Here is a 20,181-nt window from a genome sequence, read left to right on the forward strand (position 1 = left end):
GCGAGCAGTTAGAAAGACTTGTGCTTTTTCTAAGAAACTCGACAATCACTTTAAAACGTTCAATATGCTGTTCTTTTATATCAATTATGGTTATGTCTAATGCCAGCATACTTTTTGAAACACCACCTATTATCTTAATAGTTTAATGAATTGTTTTGAAAGCTGATTTAACTGGTGCAGCTTGTTTGAACGGTATTAAAGCCAATGTTCAATTAGTGTGGAAAATTAGCAAGGGAACCTCATGGGTCCCCCTACTACGTTCTCAATGTTCACAATAACAGAAACCCATTAATCCCTGTTAGCTGTCTGCTTTTTATTTCTACCAACTACTTCTCAGCTTTATCTAAATCAATAGACACTGAGTTGATACAATAGCGCATGCCAGTGGTCTCACGTGGGCCGTCAGGAAAGACGTGACCTAAATGCGCACCACAATTGCTACAGGTCACCTCAGTACGGCGCATACCCAAAGAGTCATCGACATGTTCATCAATAGCGCTCTTGTCTACGCCTTGGTCAAAACTAGGCCAGCCGCAACCGGCATCAAACTTGCTATCAGCATCAAATAAGTTCGCGCCGCAGCCTTTGCAACGGTATACACCTTTATCTTCAGTATCGTTATAAACGCCAGTGTATGGACGCTCTGTGCCCTTCTCACGCATCACATGATATTCATCGGCGCTAAGGCGCTGCTTCCAGTCAGCTTCGGTAAGTTGAGCGATCTCTTCTTTGTTAAGTTGATTGTCTTGCATGAGTAATCCTTGTTTAGTTGTTTAGTTGTTTATTATCTAATCTGCTATGACAGTCATACCGCTATCCGTTTACGAATTTATCGTTAATAATTTATGACAGCGATGCGCTTTATCTGTTGGTTATAAGTCAATATTCAAGACCCAATACCCGCATTTATTGATATCGTCATACAGTATGATAGAGAAGTAAGATATAGCAATTGCCTCTAACTATGCAATGAATAGACGCTGATTTTTACCAAACCTACACGTGGTTAGCTAGCCCATGTTTGAGGGCTTAACAGTTTCTGAAGACCACCTATAAGTTGACATTTAGGTATAGCTAAATCTAAGAATAACGTTTCATACTATTTGTGCGATTGCTTAACTTATGGGATTGGTTAACTCGGTAGGGCTGATTCTAATAATAGCCTCAACCTAGAGCTTCGACTTTAGATATCTAGACTCTAAGAAGCCTTGAGAAGTTAATTAGGTTGGTATTAAAGCCAGTTAACACTAATAAAATGCAAGAATAACTTGCAAAATACTTTCTATGAAATACTTGCATTCAAGCTAAAAATGCAATAATATCTTGCATTAGGTAACTCATTGATTCAACTATTCAACACTATATTTATTAGATACTAACTTATTGAAATAAAGGGCTTCGATAATTATGGATAAGGATCAAAGCAAACAGAAACAAGCTGAACGCTTAGTAAAGCTACGTCGCGATAAGGGACTGACTGCTGAGAAATTGGCCCAAGCAATGACAGAAGCTGGTGCAAAGGTCAGCCGCGGTGCTATCTCTAATTGGGAACGTGGCACTAATGGTATCGTCTCCTCAAAGCTCCCTACTCTGGCGAGAATCTTAGGTTGTAGCGAAGGCTATCTGTTACGCGGCGACCATCATACTGACATTGTCGCTGATACTAATCTGAATGCCCAACAAAGCAACGTCCTAAGCAAAAACGTCACTGGTGCTGAATCAACAGATGCAAAACCTGCTAATGCTAATAACAGTCAAACTAAACCACCAGCCAATAAGTCAACAACCACAACTAGTACCCGTACAGACTCACAAAATAATACTATGGATGGTAACTCTATGAGTGCATTGAAAAAATCCGATAAATTACAAAATGTCTGCTATGACATTCGTGGTCCGTTACTACAAACTGCCAATAAAATGGAAGCGGAAGGTCAGAAAATCTTAAAGCTCAATGTGGGCAACCCAGCTCCTTTTGGCCTTGAGGCACCGCATGAGATTCTCCGTGATGTGGCTATGAACTTGCCTGAGGCCACTGGTTACTCAGACTCGCAAGGAATCTTTGCAGCGCGTAAAGCAGTATTGCAATATTATCAAGCAAAAGGGTTACTGTCTGCGGTCGACGTACGTGACGTGTATTTGGGTAACGGCGTTTCTGAGCTGATTGTCATGACTATGCAAGCACTTATGAATGACGGTGATGAGATATTGATTCCCATGCCAGATTATCCGCTATGGACAGCAGCAGCCAACCTAGCTGGGGGTACAGCGGTACATTATCGCTGTAATGAAGAGGACAATTGGCATCCTGATATTGAGGATATCAAATCAAAAATTACCAGTAAAACTAAAGGTATTGTGGTCATTAATCCCAATAACCCCACGGGCGCTCTCTACTCAGACGACCTTCTTAAACAAATTATCGAAGTGGCTATAGAACATGATTTAATCATCATGGCTGATGAGATTTATGATCGCGTCCTTTATGATAATGCGGTTCATACGCCAATGAGCACTTTGACTGACGAGGTACTCGTCCTATCATACAATGGACTATCAAAATCACATCGTATCGCTGGATTCCGCGCGGGCTGGATGATGGTGTCGGGCAAAAAACAGCACGCTACGGACTTTATTGAAGGCTTAGATATGCTTGCTTCCATGCGCCTATGCTCCAACGTGCTCGGACAATATGCAATCCAAACAGCGATGGGTGGCTATCAAAGTATGCGAGATCTGACCTCGGAGAAAGGCCGTCTCTATAAGCAGCGTGAATTGGCTATCTCTCGTCTAAATGCGATTCCAGGTATTTCTTGTACTATGCCCCAAGGCGCGTTTTATTGCTTTCCAAAGATGGATCCTGCCGTTTATCCCGTCAAAGACGACATGCAGTTTATGATGGAGTTGTTACTTGAAGAAAAAGTACTCATGGTACAAGGTACAGGCTTTAACTGGGATGCGCCCGATCACTTTCGTGTGGTGTTCTTACCCAATCTTCATGAATTAGAAGATGCGATGGATCGCTTGGATCGCTTCTTTGCGAAGAAACGCCAACAGTTTGGTACCGATTAAACCTTAACTCTAAACACAAAAGAACGCTTATCAGCATGAGGCCGATAAGCGTTCTTCTTGTTTCTAGGACGCGATGCGTTATCGTTAAGGTTTGAGACATTCAAAATCGAATCAATGCACTTTTGAAGATTTAAGAGATCATTTAAAAAACTTGTTTTAATATCATATAACTAATCGCTGACAGCGAGGCTGCGACAGGCAAGGTGATTATCCATGCCAGTCCAATAGGCTTCATTAATGCCCAATTGGTATCTCTATTAACGATACCAATGCCTAAAACGGCACCAACTAGTGTATGGGTGCTTGATACCGGTAGGCCCATAGTAGATGCGCCCATCACCACGGCAGCCGCTGCCAGCTCGGCTGAAAAACCAGATGCGGGGTGCATCTTGGCCAAATTAGTACCGACCGTCTGAATGACCTCTTTACCAATGAACCAAAGACCGACGACAAGCGCCACACCAAAGGTTAACATTACTGGTGTTGGTACCGCAGCTTGTGTGGCCATAGTATTGGTACGGATAACATCCATAATCGCGGCAAAAGGGCCAACCGCGTTGGCGATATCGTTCGAACCATGACTGAACGCAAACGCCGATGCGGTAAATACTTGCATCCAGCTGAACATAATAAACGTGGCTTTAGTGAGGTCTTCTTTGTGCTTACCACGAATGCTTTTAGTGTAAATGAAAGTGGCGAGCCAAATCAATGCCCCTACCATACCCATAAACAAAAAGCCGTGCAGGGTTGTGATGTTACTATTGACGTTCTTGAGCCCTTTAAAGACGACTAACGCGGTCATCACTACCCCGCCCATCGCAGCGATAATAGGTACCCATTTTTTGAGTGCTTTTAGGGTATCTAAACCATTACGCTCATGCTCAATCTTATAAAGGTTTTGGTAATAGTCAGTCTCTAGATCCTCAAGCGTACAGTCGTCATCTTTATAGATGTCTTGATCACGCAGCATCGCTGAGGTGTATGACAATTGTAGTGACTCTGACAACCCATCGAAGAATTCTTTATGATCTTTCTTTAAGTTTTTCTTATCTGTTTTTAGCTCAGCAATATGGGCTTCAGTCTTATCGTTATAATCAATGATATTCTTTTTGATTTGACCATATAGCAAATAGGCCAGTACACCGCCTAATAGTGGCGACAGTACCCACGATATAGCGATTTGTCCTACCGTCGTCCAATTGACTGTTGACAGCGCTGTCTCAGTGCCGCCCAAATCAAAACCAAGGACAATCGAGCTGCCGATCACACCACCAATAATGGAATGCGTAGTTGAGACAGGTAAGCCCCTACGAGTGGCAAATAATAGCCAAAATGCAGCTGCAATCAATGCGGAGAGCATGACATAGATAAATTGATTGGGCGACACGGCTAAGCCGTCTAAATCAACGATGCCTTTGCGAATGGTATCGGTAACTGCACCGCCAGCAAGCACAGCCCCTGATACTTCAAATATCGCCGCCACTCCTAACGCTTGCGGAATGGTCAAAGTACCGGCACCTACTGAGGTACCAAACGAATTGGCGACATCATTACCACCAATGTTGAATGCCATGAAAATACCAAACGCGGTGGCCAACACAAATAGCATCGTCTGTTGATGCATGGTGTAATCAAGTCCCCACCATAAAAAATAGCCGGTCATTGCAATCAGTAAAATGGCAAAAAATAGATTCATTCTCATAGTGCCAACTTGTTTGGTCGGCTCTGTAGAACTGCTGCTAATACCCATAGGTTAATACGCCCTGCGTAAGCTTATTGAAGAATTATGCGATTGATAACGCGGCCATTTTTGATGCTGTGTCAATCATTTGACACAGCATCAAAAATGGCCGCATGATTTTTCTTAAAATAAAACATGGAACGACAGTGTTGAACTATTTTTTCAAGTGCTATTTTTAAATAATAATCTTAAATTATGGCTTTAAAATATGATAATAAACTACAGTTCCGAATACGAGACTGGTTTTTGGATATGGTATTAACGCTGATTAAACGTTTGCTTGAGAGGTGTTGACAAGATTTATAATCTGCATCTATTCCACCTCGTACAGAAGACAAAATATTATTAAGCCGCAAGTAAAATGACTAAATTCGTTGATTTAATCATCTTGCGGCTTAAGCATTCCATTATATCTGTGAGCATTTATGACAACCAACAGTAAACTCCGTTCGCGTCTGCCATCACGCGCCTATTATATTAAATAAATGAGCATAATGCATGATGATACTGCGAAATTTGTAACCGTAAATGTATGGCTCTAATATCACTCTAATAATGCCCAGTCGGTTAGACTTTATACGAGAATAACGCTCCTGCTTGTTATCCGCCCTATTATGAGTATTCGCAGTGAATTGTCAAAGACAATCGTATAAATTATTGATATTTAGAGATTCTATTTTTAACAGTTAGGATTTTCACGGTTAGTTTTAACTCTCAGAAAATTTCGATAGTTGCTTGATGGCATGATCTAAAACCTCTAAACGCGCGCTGCGCTTATCATTGGTCGCAATCACACACCACGGAGTCGTTTCCGTATCGGTACGCGCCAGCATATCAGCAGCAGATTGCACATAGTCTGACCACTTATCACGGTTGCGCCAATCATCATCCGTTAATTTAAATTTTTTGTGCGGGGTCTCACTGCGATCTTCAAAGCGATCTAACTGCTCTTCTTTATCAATAGCCAGCCAATACTTAATCACTAGGGTTCCTGCCGCTACCAAATCCGCCTCAAAGCGATTGATCTCGTCATAAGCACGCTGCCACTCGACATCATCAGCAAACTGCTCAATTCGCTCAACCAAAACCCTGCCATACCAAGTACGATCAAAGATAGCGATTCGGCTAATGCGGTCAGTTTGCTCGTTGGGCAGTCGTGTCCAGAAGCGCCACAAATATGGATGCTGTAGCTCATAAAGCATTGGCGCGCCAATATTATAAACCTGATATTCCCGTGGATCTAGAGGCGCAACTAGCCTTTTAATGGCTCCGCCTTTGCCTGCCGCGTCCATACCTTCAAATGCAAAGACCACATGGCGACCATCACGATCACGTAGCAACTCAGCAAGTTTGGCTTGCTTGGCATCCAGTTGTTCATGATAGTCTGACTTATCCATATCAGGATCATCAATATCTTTCAGTATCTTGGGTATCTTTACAGGCTCAAATTCTACAGAATTTTGTACATTTTTCTGCTTATCGTCTAAAGGTTTATTGTCAACATCTTTAAAGGTGTCAGATAGGGGTACTTTACTACTTGCTAGCGCGTCTTGCATCGCCTGTAGCACTTCATGGCAAAAGCTGGTTGCTGCTTGTGATTTGTCACAACCATCGATAATGACCCAGTCATCTTGTTGTTGTAGTAGTGTGGTAGCGACGTGATTGAATTGCGCTATAACCTCAGCTTTATTCCAGTCAACCTGATACAAAAATTGCGGATCTGCTTTCTCATCATTTAACCGCTGTTGTAAGGTCTCGGCATCAACATGAAACCAGCATTTTAGCAGCTTAGTTTGGTTGGCCTCTAGGTCACGCTCAAATGCTTGTAGCTCAATTAATTGCTGTTTTAAATAAACTTGCCACTTAGCAACAGGTAGCGCTTGCGATTCATCTGACGATTTATTTTTAGACTTTTTATTGGACTCTTTATTGCCATTTTCATCTTCACTATCCGTTGCCATACGCATGACGTTATATAACAAATCAGCATACCAATTACCAAAATACACCATCACATCGCCATGACGCGGCATTGCTTTGGTATGCGCCTGCCAGATTGGTTGATAAGCTAACGGTGGATAACCGATAGTCGCTTCAACTTTTAATAATCGCGGGTCGACCCACTGCCGCAACTGCTTGACTGCCGTACCTTTACCTGCCTGCTCCATACCATTAACCAACACCAGCAGCCCAGTAGGCTTGTTGCTGGTGGGCGGAGACTGTTGTCGCGTTGCTTTCAAGGCGAATTGTGCGGTCACCAACGCTAACCTAAGCGCATCTTGGTCCATTGCGAACTGACTTAAAGGGTTAGGCGTTAAGCGCTGATCAACCACTTCTCGGTTAAACTGGTCGCTCACCGCTTGCGGCAGCTGCTGCCTTTTAGACGAAGGTTTATCTTGATTATTCTTAGACATATTTAGACTCATCTTATTTTTATGTAATATATTCATTAATTATTATATTGACTTAATGTTGGCTTAATAATAATAGCGCCCATTTAACTCGTAGATAACGCTACTATGTAACAGTTTGATATTTGTATTCTGCTTTACTTTCTTTTAAGGTAGCGTATTATCTGCTGATATATGCGCTGATATACAGCTACTTATTAACTTTCATCCCTTCACTACTGAGCTAGCTCTACTTAAAGCGCTTAACTAAGATATGTAATACTGTGTCTTTGGATAGCGGTTGATATTTAATTATATAGGATTCCAAGCCATGTCTGCTTTATCAGATCTACAACACCATTTGACGCGTTATTGGGCGCTGCTTTGCCACCAAGATGCAGAGCTTGATACCAAGCTTAATGCCGTGCAAGCATGGCAACGGGCGCGTATTCAACGTAGCCATAGTGCGCTATTTGAGCAGCCAAAAAATCAACCTATGGCAAAATATTTTCTCACCCAATTATATGGGGGTGATGAGTTCAAGAAGTTGGCCGAACAGCTAGCACGTATCCTACCTAAGGCAAAAAAGCTTGAGCGTCTCGCCAAGGAATCGGCATTAGAAACAGGCAGTATGGCTATTCAGGCTTCTATTTTAGCGATTGAGTTGGATTTGCATTTGGCTGAATGGTTGGTTGATAAAGACCTGCCAGTTAATGAAGACAACATGCTTGCTGCCTACCGCGCTGTCGATGAAGATGACGCGCGCCGCACCCAAATCAATAACCTCAAGGATGTCTGTTATCGTACTGATAAGTATCTTAATTCGTTTGTGCTAAAAAGAGCTTTCGCTCTTGCTAAAGGCACCGCCTATCGACATAACTATCAGCCGCTATACGACTTCATTGATGCCGGCTTCATTGCCATGAAACCACTTAAAAGTGTCAGCAGCTTTATTGATCCCTTTTGCGAGCGCGAATTGATGATTATTGATCAAGTACACGCATCGGGTAATGACGGCAAGATAACCGCGTTTGGTGTATCATAGCCCAATCACTATTACTCAATAACACTAGCAAAAAAGCTGACTTTGACGACTGAACATACCCATAAAAACAAGTAACAGGACTATTTCATGACCGATACTTCAAATAATAATCTGAGTAACAATCTAGGTGACAATTTAGATAAAAGCGGCGCTCATCCTGACCCTAAGCCTACTTCACACGGTCATATCCAAGATAAGTTGGTCAAAGACAGCATAGCCCATAGTCAAGATATCAGTGCCAAAGCGCAAGCACGCCAAAGCCCTGTGATTAAAGCTGCGACAGAAAACGACAGTAATGCTGATTTTACTCAGGTCCAAGACCTACCAACAGGAACACCACAAGGTCAACAAACAACCATGCTAAATAGTAGTGCTAATAAAAGCACCAACACCAACTCAAGCGACACTCAGACACAAGCTGCAAAACAAGCTGCTTTTAATCAACGTGATGATATCAATAATCCGCATACATCTGATACTGATGGCGCAGAAGAGACCCACTTTGGTTATAAGACTGTTAATAAATCAGAAAAACAAGCCCGCGTAGCTGACGTCTTTACCTCAGTGGCGAAAAAATACGACATTATGAATGACTTAATGTCTTTTGGTGTCCATCGCTTATGGAAGCGCTATGCCATCAGCTTATCGGGCGTTCGTGCCGGCCAGCATGTGCTTGATATTGCTGGCGGTACAGGTGATTTAGCGAAAGTGTTTAGCCGTGAAGTAGGTCGCAGCGGTAAAGTGGTGCTATCTGATATCAATGCTGCAATGTTAGAAGTGGGCCGTGAGCGCTTGATTAATGCAGGTTGTAACAATGTCGATTTCGTATTGGCCAATGCAGAAACGCTGGCGCCATTCGATGATAATAGCTTTGACTTGTTGACTATCAGCTTTGGTCTGCGTAATGTTACTGATAAAGAAGCTGCATTGCGCGCTATGTATCGCGTGCTTAAACCAGGTGGTCGCTTATTGATATTGGAGTTCTCAAAACCTGTCTTTGAGCCGTTATCAAAAGCCTATGACTTATACTCTTTTACTGCGCTGCCGATGATGGGTAAACTGGTGGCCAACGATTCAGAAAGCTATAAATATTTGGCCGAGTCTATTCGCATGCATCCTGATCAGCAGACTTTAAAGCAGATGATGGAGCAAGCTGGCTTTGAGAACTGTGATTATCACAACCTAACTGCCGGAATCGTTGCGGTACATCGTGGCTTTAAAGCGTAATGCTAAAATAAAAGCTAATAGCGCTCATAAAGAATATCGGTTATAAAAACAGACCCTGATTGAATGTTTGCCCCATTTCCACGTGCTTAAATAATATGCGAGAGTCTTATGCTGACTGTATTACTTTTGGCCGGTGCCGAAAAGCTGATTAATATTGCCATTGCAAGTGATGAGATCACTCAAGCGGGTCTTACGCCTCTTGCTGGTAAAGTGTTACGTCTCAATATGATCATGCCTGAGATTCATTTGGATATTTTATTCAATCAAGAGCGTCTGCGTTTTGAGCCAGTGACCACCGACAGTGTATTTGAGAAACGAGGTCAACGTGATGATGAAAATCAACAAGCCAATCTCGATATTTCACGTATTGGTCATAGCAGTCCAGACTGCACTATTTCAGTTGATAATCCTGCGCAATTATTGAACCTAATGCGCGGTGCCGAAGGCAATTTACCAATTGCGGGTGATTATAAAGTACTGATGCAGCTCAAACAGTTGGTAGCAGGCTTTGATCCTGATGTTGCCGGACAGCTTGAGCCTTTGATTGGTAAACCGATGGCCAGCCAGCTACAACTGCTTATCTCCCAACTCAAAGGGAGCTTTCGCCATAGCGCCAAGCGTGCCTTTGACGATATGAGTGACTGGGCAAATGACGTATCAGGTAATAGCGTCCCCGACCCTACTGAAAAAGCGCAAGCCGATGATCTAAAGCAGCAAATATTACAACTGCGGGCTGACGTTGAGCGCGAAGAGGCAAGACTGGCGGCCATTAAGGCAGAACAGGCGCGCTTAACGCAACAACAATAGCCATAACAAACCGTTTTATTCGCGTATTTATCTATAGTGGCTGTTTAGCATAAATATTTTGGCGTCACTATTCAGCTTAGAAACACTATATTAGAGTATTTACTGCCTATGCTATTATCTCATCGCGCCCGTCTACTTGAGCTTTGGCGTATTGCCGCAAGCTACCGCATTGATACCCACTTTTCTGTTGAGGACGCGCCGCAGCTACAACCTCTTGTGCGTCTAATTCGTCTACATCCAGCGGCTTGGGGTAAAAAACATCAGCCAAATGCTATTAAATACGCATTAGAAGACATGGGTACATTATTCTTAAAGCTCGGCCAACTGCTCTCTACGCGTCGTGACTTAGTACCCCCTGAAATCATCGAACAGTTGATTCAGCTACAAGATAAAGTTAAGCCGTTCGACGTTGATATTGCTATCACTCAAATTCAAGACCCCAAACATGGTCTCGGCCAGTCTATTGAGACTTTATTTGCACGTTTCGATATTAAGCCTTTAGCGGCTGCCTCTATTGCTCAAGTACATACCGCTGCTCTAAATGATGGTCGTGAAGTAGTGGTAAAAGTGGTTCGCCCTGATATTCGCACTACTATCATTGCAGACTTTGAGTTGCTGCGCGAGTTAGCCGACTGGGTATCCGCACGAGTAGAAGCGGCACGCGCGGTACATATTATCGATATTGTCGAAGACTATCGGCAAGTGATGCTCAATGAATTAGATTTGAACCTTGAGGCAGAAAACACCACTCAGATGCGCAATAACTTTTTAGGTTCAGCACTAATGTATGTGCCCGAAGTCTATGACGCGTCCAAAAATGTCATGGTGATGGAGCGTATTCAGGGTGTTCCGATTTCACAAGTACAACTCTTTGACCAACTCGGCTACGATCGCGCTGCCCTCGCAGAAAAAGGCTTAACCATATTTTTTACCCAGGTCTTTCGTGATAACTTTTTTCATGCCGATATGCATCCGGGTAATGTGTTTGTAGAGACCCCTCCGGTCACAACGCTCACGGCTGATATGGAAGCCATTGATCTCGGACATGAGCCACGTTATATCGGTCTTGATTGCGCCATCATGGGGACGTTATCAAAAGACGATCAGCTGATTGTAGCGCGGATGCTACTGGCAGTGATGAATAACAACTTTACCGCTGTGGTCGATATTGTTAGCCGTGCAGGCTGGATACCACCCAATAGCGATAAACATGCTTTAATGCGCGATATGAGCCGTACCGTTGGCCCTATGCTACAAAAATCTATTAATGAGATAGATTTTGCCGGTGTATTAATGCAAATTTTGGATATTGCCCGCCGCCATCATATGAGTATTCCGCCGCAATTGATGCTGCTACTTAAAACTTTAGTTCACGTTGAGGGACTAGGACGCGACTTGTATCCCGATTTAGATATTTGGTCATTAGCTAAGCCCATTTTAAGCAGTTGGATTAAAGAACAGTTGGATCCGACGCGTAATTTACAACAGCTACGTGCGCAGCTGCCAGAAATTTTATTGTCCGCAACTGACATTCCAAAATTGCTTGATCAAAGCTTACAAAGTCTAGCCTCTCAAGGCTCGCGGCAAGACAGTCAACTGCGTGAAATCCAACAGATACGCGCTGACATGCTCAATGATCGCCGCCGTGACTGGATAGCACTAGCAGGATTTGGGCTGTTTATTGCCATTGCCACTCAAGTTATCGGTTGGCTCTCACCTGTCTTTTATATTTTGGCCATGCTGACAGTGATTTGGCGGATTTTCGCTTAAAGCTTCTAACATTCAGTGATTAGCCATTCTCTACCTCTACTGAGGAAAGCACTACTAGAAAAATAAAAAACCTACTATTGAAGCTTCAATAGTAGGTTTTTTATTAGGCTCGAGACAAAAATAATTACATCTGATCAATAGCCATTTGCGTCAGCACACGTCCGCGCGCTGTCCGTAACACATATCCTTGCTGAATCAAATACGGCTCAATCACGTCTTCAAGCGTTCCGCGATCTTCAGCCATAGCTGCTGCTATCGCTTCAACTCCCGCAGGACCGCCATCAAAGCGTTCCTGTAAAATCTCAATATAACGCCGATCTAAATGATCTAAACCACGCCGATCGACCGCTAGCATATCAAGGGCACTACCAGCTATGTCACCATTAATTCGGCCATCCCCTCGCACTTGAGCATAATCACGTACACGGCGCAACAAGCGGTTGGCAATCCTTGGTGTACCACGAGCTCGGCGAGCAATTTCGACCGCGCCATCCTCACTCATAGGAACGCGCATCAGACGTGCTGCGCGGCTGACAATGGTAGTCAAATCCGCAATGTTATAAAACTCCAGACGCTGGACAATACCGAAGCGATCACGCAACGGCGAGGTTAACAATCCTGCTCGTGTGGTTGCGGCCACTAAGGTAAATGGCGGCAAATCAAGCTTAATAGAGCGTGCCGCTGGCCCTTCACCAATCATAATATCCAGCTGAAAATCTTCCATCGCTGGATAGAGTATCTCTTCGATAACCGGACTTAAACGATGAATTTCATCGATAAAAAGTATATCGCCCGCTTCTAAGTTAGTTAGCATCGCCGCCAAGTCTCCTGCACGCTCTAGTACAGGTCCAGAAGTTGAGCGTAGATTACCGCCCATCTCACGGGCAATAATATTGGCAAGGGTGGTTTTACCTAATCCAGGTGGACCAAAGATAAGAGTATGATCCAGCGCTTCATCGCGCGCACGTGCCGCTTCAATGAAGACTTCCATCTGCTCACACACGACCGGCTGACCGATATACTCAGCCAGTGAGGCGGGACGAATGTTAGCATCAGGCGCGTCACCTGCCCCTTCTAAGGGATTTATCAAGCGATCTTGCGTCATATATTTTATCGTTATATTAAGGGCAGAGATAATAAAAAGAGAGTAATAGCATAACTAAACCAATTCGATAAGTCATGCGAAAACAACATAAAGTAAAAGACAGCATAAAAATAAGCGACAACTGGTGTCGCTTAAATATAAGCACGGCTCATTTGACGACAACAGTAAAGGTTAAAAAAACACCCCTTAGAAGCCAGAGAGCTGCTGGAGTGTCGCCTTTAATAACCCTTGCGTGTCTTCAAAAACAGTACCGTTACTCTTCGCAGCTTTAATGGCTTGTTGGGCTTCTTTTTCTTTGTACCCTAAGCTGATTAGCGCCCCTTCTACCTCAGCAATGATACTGCCTTCAAGATCGAGAACTGGCGGCTGAGTGGCAAATTCCAAATTACTATTATCAACTTCGATATTTTTGAGCTTGTCTTTTAGCTCAATCAATAAACGCTGAGCGGTTTTTTTACCGATACCGGGAATACGCATCAACGCCGTTTCTGACTCTTGATCGACATGCATCTTTAACTCTGCAGCCGACATAGCCGATAACATGGCCAGCGCCATTTTAGCGCCGACCCCGTTGATCTTGATCAATTGCCGAAAGACATCACGCTCTTTACGATCGATAAAACCAAACAGTAGCTGCGCGTCTTCACGGACATGCAAATGCGTCCAAATCCTCGCGGGCTCATCTACGCGTAACTGGCAAAATGAGGGCAATGGCAGCTCAATATCATAACCTACTCCAGAGGTGGTCATGACACAAGCGGTTGGTGCCATTAAATACTGCACCTGCCCAGTAATCAGTCCTATCATAATCATCACCTATCATAAATAATAAAATGAGCTGCTGTTAGGTTAAGCGGTTTGTCTTTATTAATTTACTAATAAAAATTGACCATATTTTCAAGACTGATCGGACGGATTTTATCCGCTTGACCCGCAGAGCCAAAGGCTTCAAAGCGATTGCTACAAATATCAGACATTGCAACCATTGAAGCTTTGAAATATTTACGAGGATCAAAGTCGCTAGGATTGTGCGCTAAATACTGACGAATAGCACCTGTTGAGGCTAAACGTAAATCGGTATCAATATTGACCTTACGTACGCCATGCTTAATCGCTTCAACGATTTGTTCAACCGGTACGCCATAAGTTTCGCCAATATCCCCACCGTATTCGTTGATGACTTTTAGCCACTCTTGCGGTACTGATGAAGAACCGTGCATCACCAGATGAGTATTCGGAATGCGAGCATGAATTTCTTTTACCCGCTCAATAGATAAAATATCGCCAGTTGGTGGCCGGGTAAACTTATAAGCACCATGGCTGGTACCAATAGCTATCGCTAGGGCATCAACGTTGGTATCTTTCACAAACTGCTCTGCTTCGTCAGCGCTAGTCAATAGTTGCTCATGACCCAGCACGCCTTCGGCGCCAGAACCGTCTTCTTCACCAGCCATGCCAGTCTCAAGACTACCCAAACAGCCAATCTCACCTTCTACAGAAACGCCGCAAGCGTGGGCTAACTTAACCACTTCGCGCGTGACGCTGGCATTATAATCATAATCCATGGGTGTTTTACCGTCTTCACCAAGCGAGCCATCCATCATTACTGATGAAAATCCAAGCTGAATTGAACGCTGACAAACCCCAGGTGACATGCCATGATCTTGGTGCATTACCACTGGAATATGTGGCCACTCTTCAATGGCAGCACTAATTAAATGACGTAGAAACGCTGATCCTGCATAGCCGCGTGCGCCGGCACTAGCTTGAACAATTACTGGGGAATTACAAGCGTCAGCAGCCATCATAATCGCCCGCATTTGCTCTAAGTTGTTCACATTAAAAGCAGGAACACCGTAGTTGTGCTCAGCGGCGTGATCTAAAAGTTGACGTAAGGAGATTAGGGCCATAACACGCTCTCTGATTGGATTTTGAAAATTGTTTTAAGTACAGGGTTTTTAAATATGAGTTTTTGCAGAAATTACCCAAAAATCCCTGCTTTGATACAGTGGTATCGCTATAAGTTAATAAAAGACTTCATGGTCTTTGATAGTCATCATTTATTAAAAGCAATACGCGGTGATTATAGCAAAATTTGCCACCCCTTCGCAGCTGTTGTCAGCCTATTTGTTTGTCTGGCACGTTTTTTTGTTATAGTCGCTTTACTTCAAAACAGCCGCAGGTGATTATTAGCGTATCTATTTCATTAAGTATTAACTATAGGTGCTTAAATCCGTTACTTAAGTTAATCCCTCGAACAAATTGTAAAAACCACAGGATGACAAACACAAAAAAGCCTTGGAATTGCCAAGGCTTTTTAGGTTTTAAGGCGTTAACTTTTCAGTAAAATTACAACTTAGTACTACTGATTAGTACTGTTGATCTGCTGGAACATCTTCTTCTGCATTGTTTGCTACATCAGATGCGCCATCAGCAACAGAATTAGCGCCATCAGCGACTACTTCAGCTGTATTTACAACTGCGGTGTTAGCACCATCGGCAATTGCTTCACCAGTATTTACGACTGCACCAGCAGCAACAGCGCCAGCAGTTTCTGCGCCATCGGCAAGTTCAGTGCCAGCATTTTGTGCTGCAATTTCGGCTTCAGTAGTAGCTGCTTCAGTGTTGGCGGCGATATCATCACCAGCCGACTCAGCAGTATCTTCAGCTTGTTGAGCGGTATCTTCCGCTTGTTCTTCAGTTTGTTGGCTACATGCAGTGACTGCGAAAGTACCAGCAAGCACGCTAGCAAGTAACAAATGACGTTTTAACATAGTAAACCTCTTGTAAATAATGCATGTCAAAATACATGGTGGCGCTATTTTATAGAGTGCAAATAAGACATGCAATAACAATCTTTATTATATTAACAAATAATAACGACTTAATAATGAACAACTTAATAATGGCTGTTAATTATCGAATTTTAGATTGATAAGCCAATTGTGACAGCCGCTATACGAGTTTTATAGCCTAACTTAGATACCTAGCGAAAGTTGTACACCTAATGTTACTGAAACATTATATTGCAGTATAGCTAGTGGCGTTAGAATCTATCAGCCGTCAATTTGTAAGGCTGCTACTGCTGGTAAGGTTTTACCTTCTACAAACTCTAAGAACGCCCCACCGCCCGTTGACATGTAACTTACGCCGTCGGCCACTTGATACTTATCAATCGCTGCTAATGTATCGCCGCCACCTGCAATCGAGAAGCCGTCGCTATCCTTGACCGCTGTTGCCACAATCTGGGTGCCGGCGCCAAAGGCATCCACTTCAAAAACGCCAACCGGGCCATTCCATAAAATGGTTTTCGCGTTGGCAATGGCTTCCGCTAATAGTTCGGCACTTTGCGGCGCAATATCTAATATCATGTCATGCTCGCCGATAGCGTCAACGGATTTAACAGTGGCGGCCGTCTGTTGTAATGAGCCGATAAAGTCTGCAAAGTCAATGTCATTTTTATCAGCAACTACGACATATTCAGGCAATAAAATATCCGTTTTTTTCATAATCTGACGTGCAGTATCAACTAAGTCCGGTTCATACAGAGACGCGCCGACACTATGACCCTCAGCCGCTAAGAAAGTATTGGCAATACCGCCACCAACGATAATTTGCGTACAAACTTCAGCCAAACTATGTAGGACTTCAAGCTTAGTAGATACTTTTGAGCCGCCAACAATAGCCAACATCGGCTGCGCTGGAGTCTCTAAGGCTTTACTTAGGGCATCAAGCTCAGCGGCCAATAAAGGCCCTGCGCAAACGTTTTTATTTGCTCTACGCATTGCTTGGGTAACGCCCTCGGTTGAAGCTTGCGCGCGATGAGCGGTGCCAAAAGCATCCATGACAAACACATCGCATAAGTCAGCATATATTTGAGCCAACGCAGAATCGTTTATTTTTTCACCTTTATTAAAGCGAACATTTTCCAACAAGACCAACTCACCCGCTTTTACTGATACGCCTTGAGTAAGATACTCACTATTAAGAGTTACTGGCTGCGCTAATTGCACCCCAAGCTTCTCGGTTAAGTAGTCAGCAACTGGCGCCAGCGAATATTGCACCTCAGGGTTACCTTCGGTTGGACGGCCTAAATGCGAGCATACAATTACTGCTGCTCCTTTATCCAGCGCCATCCTAATGGTAGGCAAACTGGCTTGTAGGCGCGCATCACTGGTGATCTTACCGTCTTTAATAGGCACATTTAAGTCTTCACGAATCAATACCACTTTACCAGCTAAAGCCAGCTCACTCATACGCAAAAAATTCATTACCTGCTCCTATACTGGGTCTCAATCTATTCATTAGTTTGTGGTGTTTTATCTTAGTTAAGTGATCGTTATAAATAGTAGTCTACTTAGATGAGTTTTCATTGTTAGCTTTTTTATAGACATCGTTTATCAAAAATATTGGGTCGCAAACAATAGCCGCTGCATTCTATCAGCTTTCTAGCAAAATTCTATAGACAACGCGCTATAAATTTTCGGCGTGGGCATAGCATAACGACCAATTTGCCAAGCCATCATTAAACTTGAAGCAATAAAAGTTTGTCGTCAGAGATATTTCGCTCAAGATGAATTAAAAAACCAGTAACATTTTGTGGTGGTACTCGGCCCCTACCGCCCTTATGCTAGAACAGTAGAGAATAACAACAGTCCATTAAACAACGATTTATTAAAGAGCTATCAGGAGATTACTATGAGCGTTGACTTAGATGCTGCCAAACAAACACTATTAAAACTTAAAGAAGAATATGAGACCCGCATTGCTAAAATAAAGCATGATATCCAAAATCCGCAGGATGATCTTAATAAAGACTGGGAAGATCAAGCGATTTCTATTCGTCAAAACGATACACGCCAGCTACTCGCGGCAGAAGCACACCAAAACCTTATTTATATTGAAAATGCGCTAAGCCATATCGAAAATGGTACTTACGGAGAATGTGAAGTGTGCGGTAAACAAATACAAGAACAACGTTTGCAAGCCGTGCCTTACGCTACCTTATGTATGGAACATGCTGAATAAATAAGTAGTCTGTAAGACAAGGATTATCTTATAATTTACCAGTCAAGCGCGCATCGATTTGCGCGCTTTTCGATTATTAGGATTTAGATTTTAATCGTTAAAAAACCCTCGTTAAACAATATGCCAATCAGTTAAAGCTTGCTGCCATTGCTGACAACGCTTAGCAATCATATCAACAGGTAAATCCATAATATCGCCCACTATCGCAATATAAGTAATTGGTAAGCCTGCCAACTGTGAAATATTCTCCGCAGTTAAACCACCAATCACACACATATCCATGCTTTTATTAACAGCTTCTTGGCAGCCATCGATAAGCTGCTGACGAGAAATGGTCTTGGCATTAGGTTTGGTAGTGGAAGTAAATACTGCCCCCATTGCCGCATAGCTTGCACCGTCACTTTGCGCTTCTTTTACTAGAGCGATATCACCCTGACAAGTACGGCCAATAATTTGCTCGGGCGCCAACTGCTGTTTTGCTTGATTGACACTGCCATCTTGCTGCCCTAGATGTACGCCAACCCCAAGCTTAACTGCCAATGTAATGTCATCATTTATTACTACCGGAACACCATACTCTCTAGCTAGCATAACGATTTGCACCGCTTCGTTATATAACGTTGCCTGCCCGTTTGGCATTGCTAACACTTGCTTGCGCCGGATTTGTAGCAATCCTATTAATCCTGTCGCTAAAGCAGTCTCCAGCTTGCGATAAAGCAGATCAAACTCGTCGTCGTTAGTAAGTAAGTACAACTTAGGCACAGGTATAAGCGTTCGTAAAGCAGTCATATGAATATCCTTAAGCTCAAAACACAAAAAAGGCCGTTATATCATATAACAGCCTTTCTATTTATTTTATAGCACATGCTTTATAACATAGGCTGCATCGTCAATATTGATCACCGCTTTGTGCAATTAGACCGTACGGCGAGTCGCTAAGCTACTTAAGATATTTTTGGCATCACCCCAGCGCGTTGCTGAACTGTTCGCGCCTAGAATAACGATAATGGCCGGACGATTGTTGACGCGAGTCTCCATGACCACACAACGTCCTGCTTCATTGATAAAGCCAGTTTTTGAGATACCAATTGGATAGTCACCTGAGCGAACTAGGCTGCTGGTATTGTTCGCTTTATAGGTACGGTTACCACTAGAATTGTTAGCAACAAAGAAGTCATAGCTTTTAGTAGTCGTAAAACGGCGAATCACATCGTAGTTGCCCGCAGCGCGTACCATTTTCACTAAATCATTTGATGAGGCAACGTTACGCTTATCAAGACCGGTTGGATCACCGAAAAAAGCACTACTCATGCCCAATTCTTGAGCTTTACGATTCATCGCACGCATAAAGGCACTATAGCCACCCGGATAATTACGCGCTAAACTTTTTGCAGCTGGGTTTTCTGATTTCATCAACGACATTAATAACAACTCAGCACGATTCATGCGATCGCCTGATTTAAGATTCGAGCTGGCGCGTTTAGGACCGACGAAATCTTCTGGATCGAGCGTAATTTCCTCACGCATATCGAGCCCAGCATCTAAAACAACTATAGCTGTCATCAGTTTAGTGATACTTGCCATTGGACGTGAGGAATCTGCGTTTTTTTCGTAGATAGATTCGCCCGTTTCTAAATCAATCACTGCTACGCTGCGTGAGTCGGTACTGATAGGCAACATACTGCTACTGCCAAAACTACCGCGGTAGGTCGTGTTATAGCTATTGCTACTGCTGCCAAAACTGTTAGCATTAGTAACGTTGGTCGTGCCATAGCCATTATCAACTTTCTTGATAGGAGAACTAGGAGTCTTATACATAATATTACGGGCTTCCGACAAGCTATCGGCACCGCCCCAGCTCACGCGGGCATTAGTAGTGGCTTCAGAGCTACCATTAATAGTAAGGGCTGCTTGTGCAACACTGCCCAAACTCAACGAAATCAGTGCAGCGATTAATTGCTGTTTGGTTAATGGTAGTTGCTTCATTCTTCCCCCT

Annotated in this window: 16 protein-coding genes and 1 pseudogene; 7 read left to right on the forward strand and 10 right to left on the reverse strand. The window is 43.3% G+C overall.

Translation table 11 applies throughout. The features are described 5' to 3' along the window. Positions 1-100: pseudogene (locus JMX97_RS13740) on the forward strand (IS1 family transposase); the annotation flags it as partial. Between the two features lie 226 nt (positions 101-326). Here JMX97_RS13740 and msrB read toward each other — a convergent pair. Then, a complete protein-coding gene (gene msrB, locus JMX97_RS02425) occupies positions 327-752 on the reverse strand; it encodes a peptide-methionine (R)-S-oxide reductase MsrB (RefSeq protein WP_201554944.1) in 426 nt (141 codons plus the stop codon). Positions 753-1,407: 655 nt separating this feature from the next. Between msrB and JMX97_RS02430 the strand changes: the two genes are divergently transcribed. Continuing rightward, entirely contained in the window at positions 1,408-3,072 is a 1,665-nt protein-coding gene (locus tag JMX97_RS02430) for an aminotransferase class I/II-fold pyridoxal phosphate-dependent enzyme (protein ID WP_320157742.1), read from the forward strand. Between the two features lie 142 nt (positions 3,073-3,214). On the opposite strand, the gene JMX97_RS02435 is transcribed toward JMX97_RS02430, so the two are convergent. Both JMX97_RS02435 and JMX97_RS02440 read right to left on the reverse strand, forming a co-directional pair. Further along, positions 3,215-4,822 carry an inorganic phosphate transporter gene (locus JMX97_RS02435; RefSeq protein ID WP_201554946.1) on the reverse strand — a complete coding sequence of 536 codons (1,608 nt, stop codon included), beginning with the start codon at positions 4,820-4,822 and terminating at the stop codon, positions 3,215-3,217. A gap of 698 nt (positions 4,823-5,520) precedes the next feature. After that, complete coding sequence (locus JMX97_RS02440) at positions 5,521-7,227, reverse strand: ATPase (protein ID WP_201554948.1); 1,707 nt, start codon at positions 7,225-7,227, stop codon at positions 5,521-5,523. 307 nt (positions 7,228-7,534) lie between these two features. Here JMX97_RS02440 and JMX97_RS02445 point away from each other — a divergent pair, with 307 nt between their 5' ends. The 4 genes from JMX97_RS02445 to JMX97_RS02460 all read left to right on the forward strand — a co-directional run bounded on the left by JMX97_RS02445 (position 7,535) and on the right by JMX97_RS02460 (position 12,052). Continuing rightward, positions 7,535-8,248 carry an FFLEELY motif protein gene (locus JMX97_RS02445; RefSeq protein ID WP_201554950.1) on the forward strand — a complete coding sequence of 238 codons (714 nt, stop codon included), beginning with the start codon at positions 7,535-7,537 and terminating at the stop codon, positions 8,246-8,248. An 87-nt stretch (positions 8,249-8,335) separates the two neighbouring features. Beyond that, complete coding sequence (gene ubiE, locus JMX97_RS02450; protein ID WP_413786383.1) at positions 8,336-9,475, forward strand: bifunctional demethylmenaquinone methyltransferase/2-methoxy-6-polyprenyl-1,4-benzoquinol methylase UbiE; 1,140 nt, start codon at positions 8,336-8,338, stop codon at positions 9,473-9,475. Positions 9,476-9,583: 108 nt separating this feature from the next. Then, positions 9,584-10,282 (forward strand): SCP2 domain-containing protein, encoded by a 699-nt coding sequence (locus tag JMX97_RS02455; RefSeq protein ID WP_201554952.1) that lies wholly within the window; start codon positions 9,584-9,586, stop codon positions 10,280-10,282. A 108-nt stretch (positions 10,283-10,390) separates the two neighbouring features. Continuing rightward, on the forward strand, positions 10,391-12,052 hold the full coding sequence (locus JMX97_RS02460) for an ABC1 kinase family protein (protein WP_201554954.1): 1,662 nt from the start codon (positions 10,391-10,393) through the stop codon (positions 12,050-12,052). Positions 12,053-12,176: 124 nt separating this feature from the next. Here the strand turns inward: JMX97_RS02460 and ruvB are convergent, their stop codons facing one another. From ruvB to JMX97_RS02485, 5 genes are all read right to left on the reverse strand, one after another. Beyond that, the gene (gene ruvB, locus JMX97_RS02465) at positions 12,177-13,157 is read right to left on the reverse strand and encodes a Holliday junction branch migration DNA helicase RuvB (RefSeq protein ID WP_201554963.1); all 981 of its coding nucleotides are present in this window, start codon (positions 13,155-13,157) and stop codon (positions 12,177-12,179) included. A 186-nt stretch (positions 13,158-13,343) separates the two neighbouring features. Next, positions 13,344-13,964, reverse strand: coding sequence for a Holliday junction branch migration protein RuvA (gene ruvA, locus JMX97_RS02470; protein WP_201554965.1), 621 nt, complete (start codon positions 13,962-13,964; stop codon positions 13,344-13,346). 68 nt (positions 13,965-14,032) lie between these two features. Beyond that, positions 14,033-15,067 (reverse strand): class II fructose-bisphosphate aldolase, encoded by a 1,035-nt coding sequence (gene fba / locus JMX97_RS02475; protein WP_201554967.1) that lies wholly within the window; start codon positions 15,065-15,067, stop codon positions 14,033-14,035. 459 nt (positions 15,068-15,526) lie between these two features. Continuing rightward, positions 15,527-15,931 carry a hypothetical protein gene (locus JMX97_RS02480; protein ID WP_201554969.1) on the reverse strand — a complete coding sequence of 135 codons (405 nt, stop codon included), beginning with the start codon at positions 15,929-15,931 and terminating at the stop codon, positions 15,527-15,529. Positions 15,932-16,213: 282 nt separating this feature from the next. Then, entirely contained in the window at positions 16,214-17,428 is a 1,215-nt protein-coding gene (locus JMX97_RS02485; RefSeq protein ID WP_201554971.1) for a phosphoglycerate kinase, read from the reverse strand. Positions 17,429-17,855: 427 nt separating this feature from the next. Here JMX97_RS02485 and JMX97_RS02490 point away from each other — a divergent pair, with 427 nt between their 5' ends. Further along, the gene (locus JMX97_RS02490) at positions 17,856-18,185 is read left to right on the forward strand and encodes a TraR/DksA family transcriptional regulator (RefSeq protein WP_201554974.1); all 330 of its coding nucleotides are present in this window, start codon (positions 17,856-17,858) and stop codon (positions 18,183-18,185) included. A gap of 111 nt (positions 18,186-18,296) precedes the next feature. Here the strand turns inward: JMX97_RS02490 and JMX97_RS02495 are convergent, their stop codons facing one another. Both JMX97_RS02495 and JMX97_RS02500 read right to left on the reverse strand, forming a co-directional pair. Beyond that, a complete protein-coding gene (locus tag JMX97_RS02495) occupies positions 18,297-18,974 on the reverse strand; it encodes a thiamine phosphate synthase (protein WP_201554982.1) in 678 nt (225 codons plus the stop codon). Positions 18,975-19,100: 126 nt separating this feature from the next. Beyond that, positions 19,101-20,171, reverse strand: coding sequence for a D-alanyl-D-alanine carboxypeptidase family protein (locus JMX97_RS02500; RefSeq protein ID WP_201554984.1), 1,071 nt, complete (start codon positions 20,169-20,171; stop codon positions 19,101-19,103). Positions 20,172-20,181 lie beyond the last annotated feature (10 nt).

Source organism: Psychrobacter sp. 72-O-c (genome assembly GCF_904846605.1).
Lineage (GTDB): Bacteria > Pseudomonadota > Gammaproteobacteria > Pseudomonadales > Moraxellaceae > Psychrobacter.

What these genes read in the sequence shown, in the direction of transcription:
- msrB (WP_201554944.1), bottom strand. Translation starts at nt 752, where the DNA reads ATGCAAGACAATCAACTTAACAAAGAAGAGATCGCTCAACTTACCGAA.
- JMX97_RS02430 (WP_320157742.1), top strand. Translation starts at nt 1,408, where the DNA reads ATGGATAAGGATCAAAGCAAACAGAAACAAGCTGAACGCTTAGTAAAG.
- JMX97_RS02435 (WP_201554946.1), bottom strand. Translation starts at nt 4,822, where the DNA reads ATGGGTATTAGCAGCAGTTCTACAGAGCCGACCAAACAAGTTGGCACT.
- JMX97_RS02440 (WP_201554948.1), bottom strand. Translation starts at nt 7,227, where the DNA reads ATGTCTAAGAATAATCAAGATAAACCTTCGTCTAAAAGGCAGCAGCTG.
- JMX97_RS02445 (WP_201554950.1), top strand. Translation starts at nt 7,535, where the DNA reads ATGTCTGCTTTATCAGATCTACAACACCATTTGACGCGTTATTGGGCG.
- ubiE (WP_413786383.1), top strand. Translation starts at nt 8,336, where the DNA reads ATGACCGATACTTCAAATAATAATCTGAGTAACAATCTAGGTGACAAT.
- JMX97_RS02455 (WP_201554952.1), top strand. Translation starts at nt 9,584, where the DNA reads ATGCTGACTGTATTACTTTTGGCCGGTGCCGAAAAGCTGATTAATATT.
- JMX97_RS02460 (WP_201554954.1), top strand. Translation starts at nt 10,391, where the DNA reads ATGCTATTATCTCATCGCGCCCGTCTACTTGAGCTTTGGCGTATTGCC.
- ruvB (WP_201554963.1), bottom strand. Translation starts at nt 13,157, where the DNA reads ATGACGCAAGATCGCTTGATAAATCCCTTAGAAGGGGCAGGTGACGCG.
- ruvA (WP_201554965.1), bottom strand. Translation starts at nt 13,964, where the DNA reads ATGATAGGACTGATTACTGGGCAGGTGCAGTATTTAATGGCACCAACC.
- fba (WP_201554967.1), bottom strand. Translation starts at nt 15,067, where the DNA reads ATGGCCCTAATCTCCTTACGTCAACTTTTAGATCACGCCGCTGAGCAC.
- JMX97_RS02480 (WP_201554969.1), bottom strand. Translation starts at nt 15,931, where the DNA reads ATGTTAAAACGTCATTTGTTACTTGCTAGCGTGCTTGCTGGTACTTTC.
- JMX97_RS02485 (WP_201554971.1), bottom strand. Translation starts at nt 17,428, where the DNA reads ATGAATTTTTTGCGTATGAGTGAGCTGGCTTTAGCTGGTAAAGTGGTA.
- JMX97_RS02490 (WP_201554974.1), top strand. Translation starts at nt 17,856, where the DNA reads ATGAGCGTTGACTTAGATGCTGCCAAACAAACACTATTAAAACTTAAA.
- JMX97_RS02495 (WP_201554982.1), bottom strand. Translation starts at nt 18,974, where the DNA reads ATGACTGCTTTACGAACGCTTATACCTGTGCCTAAGTTGTACTTACTT.
- JMX97_RS02500 (WP_201554984.1), bottom strand. Translation starts at nt 20,171, where the DNA reads ATGAAGCAACTACCATTAACCAAACAGCAATTAATCGCTGCACTGATT.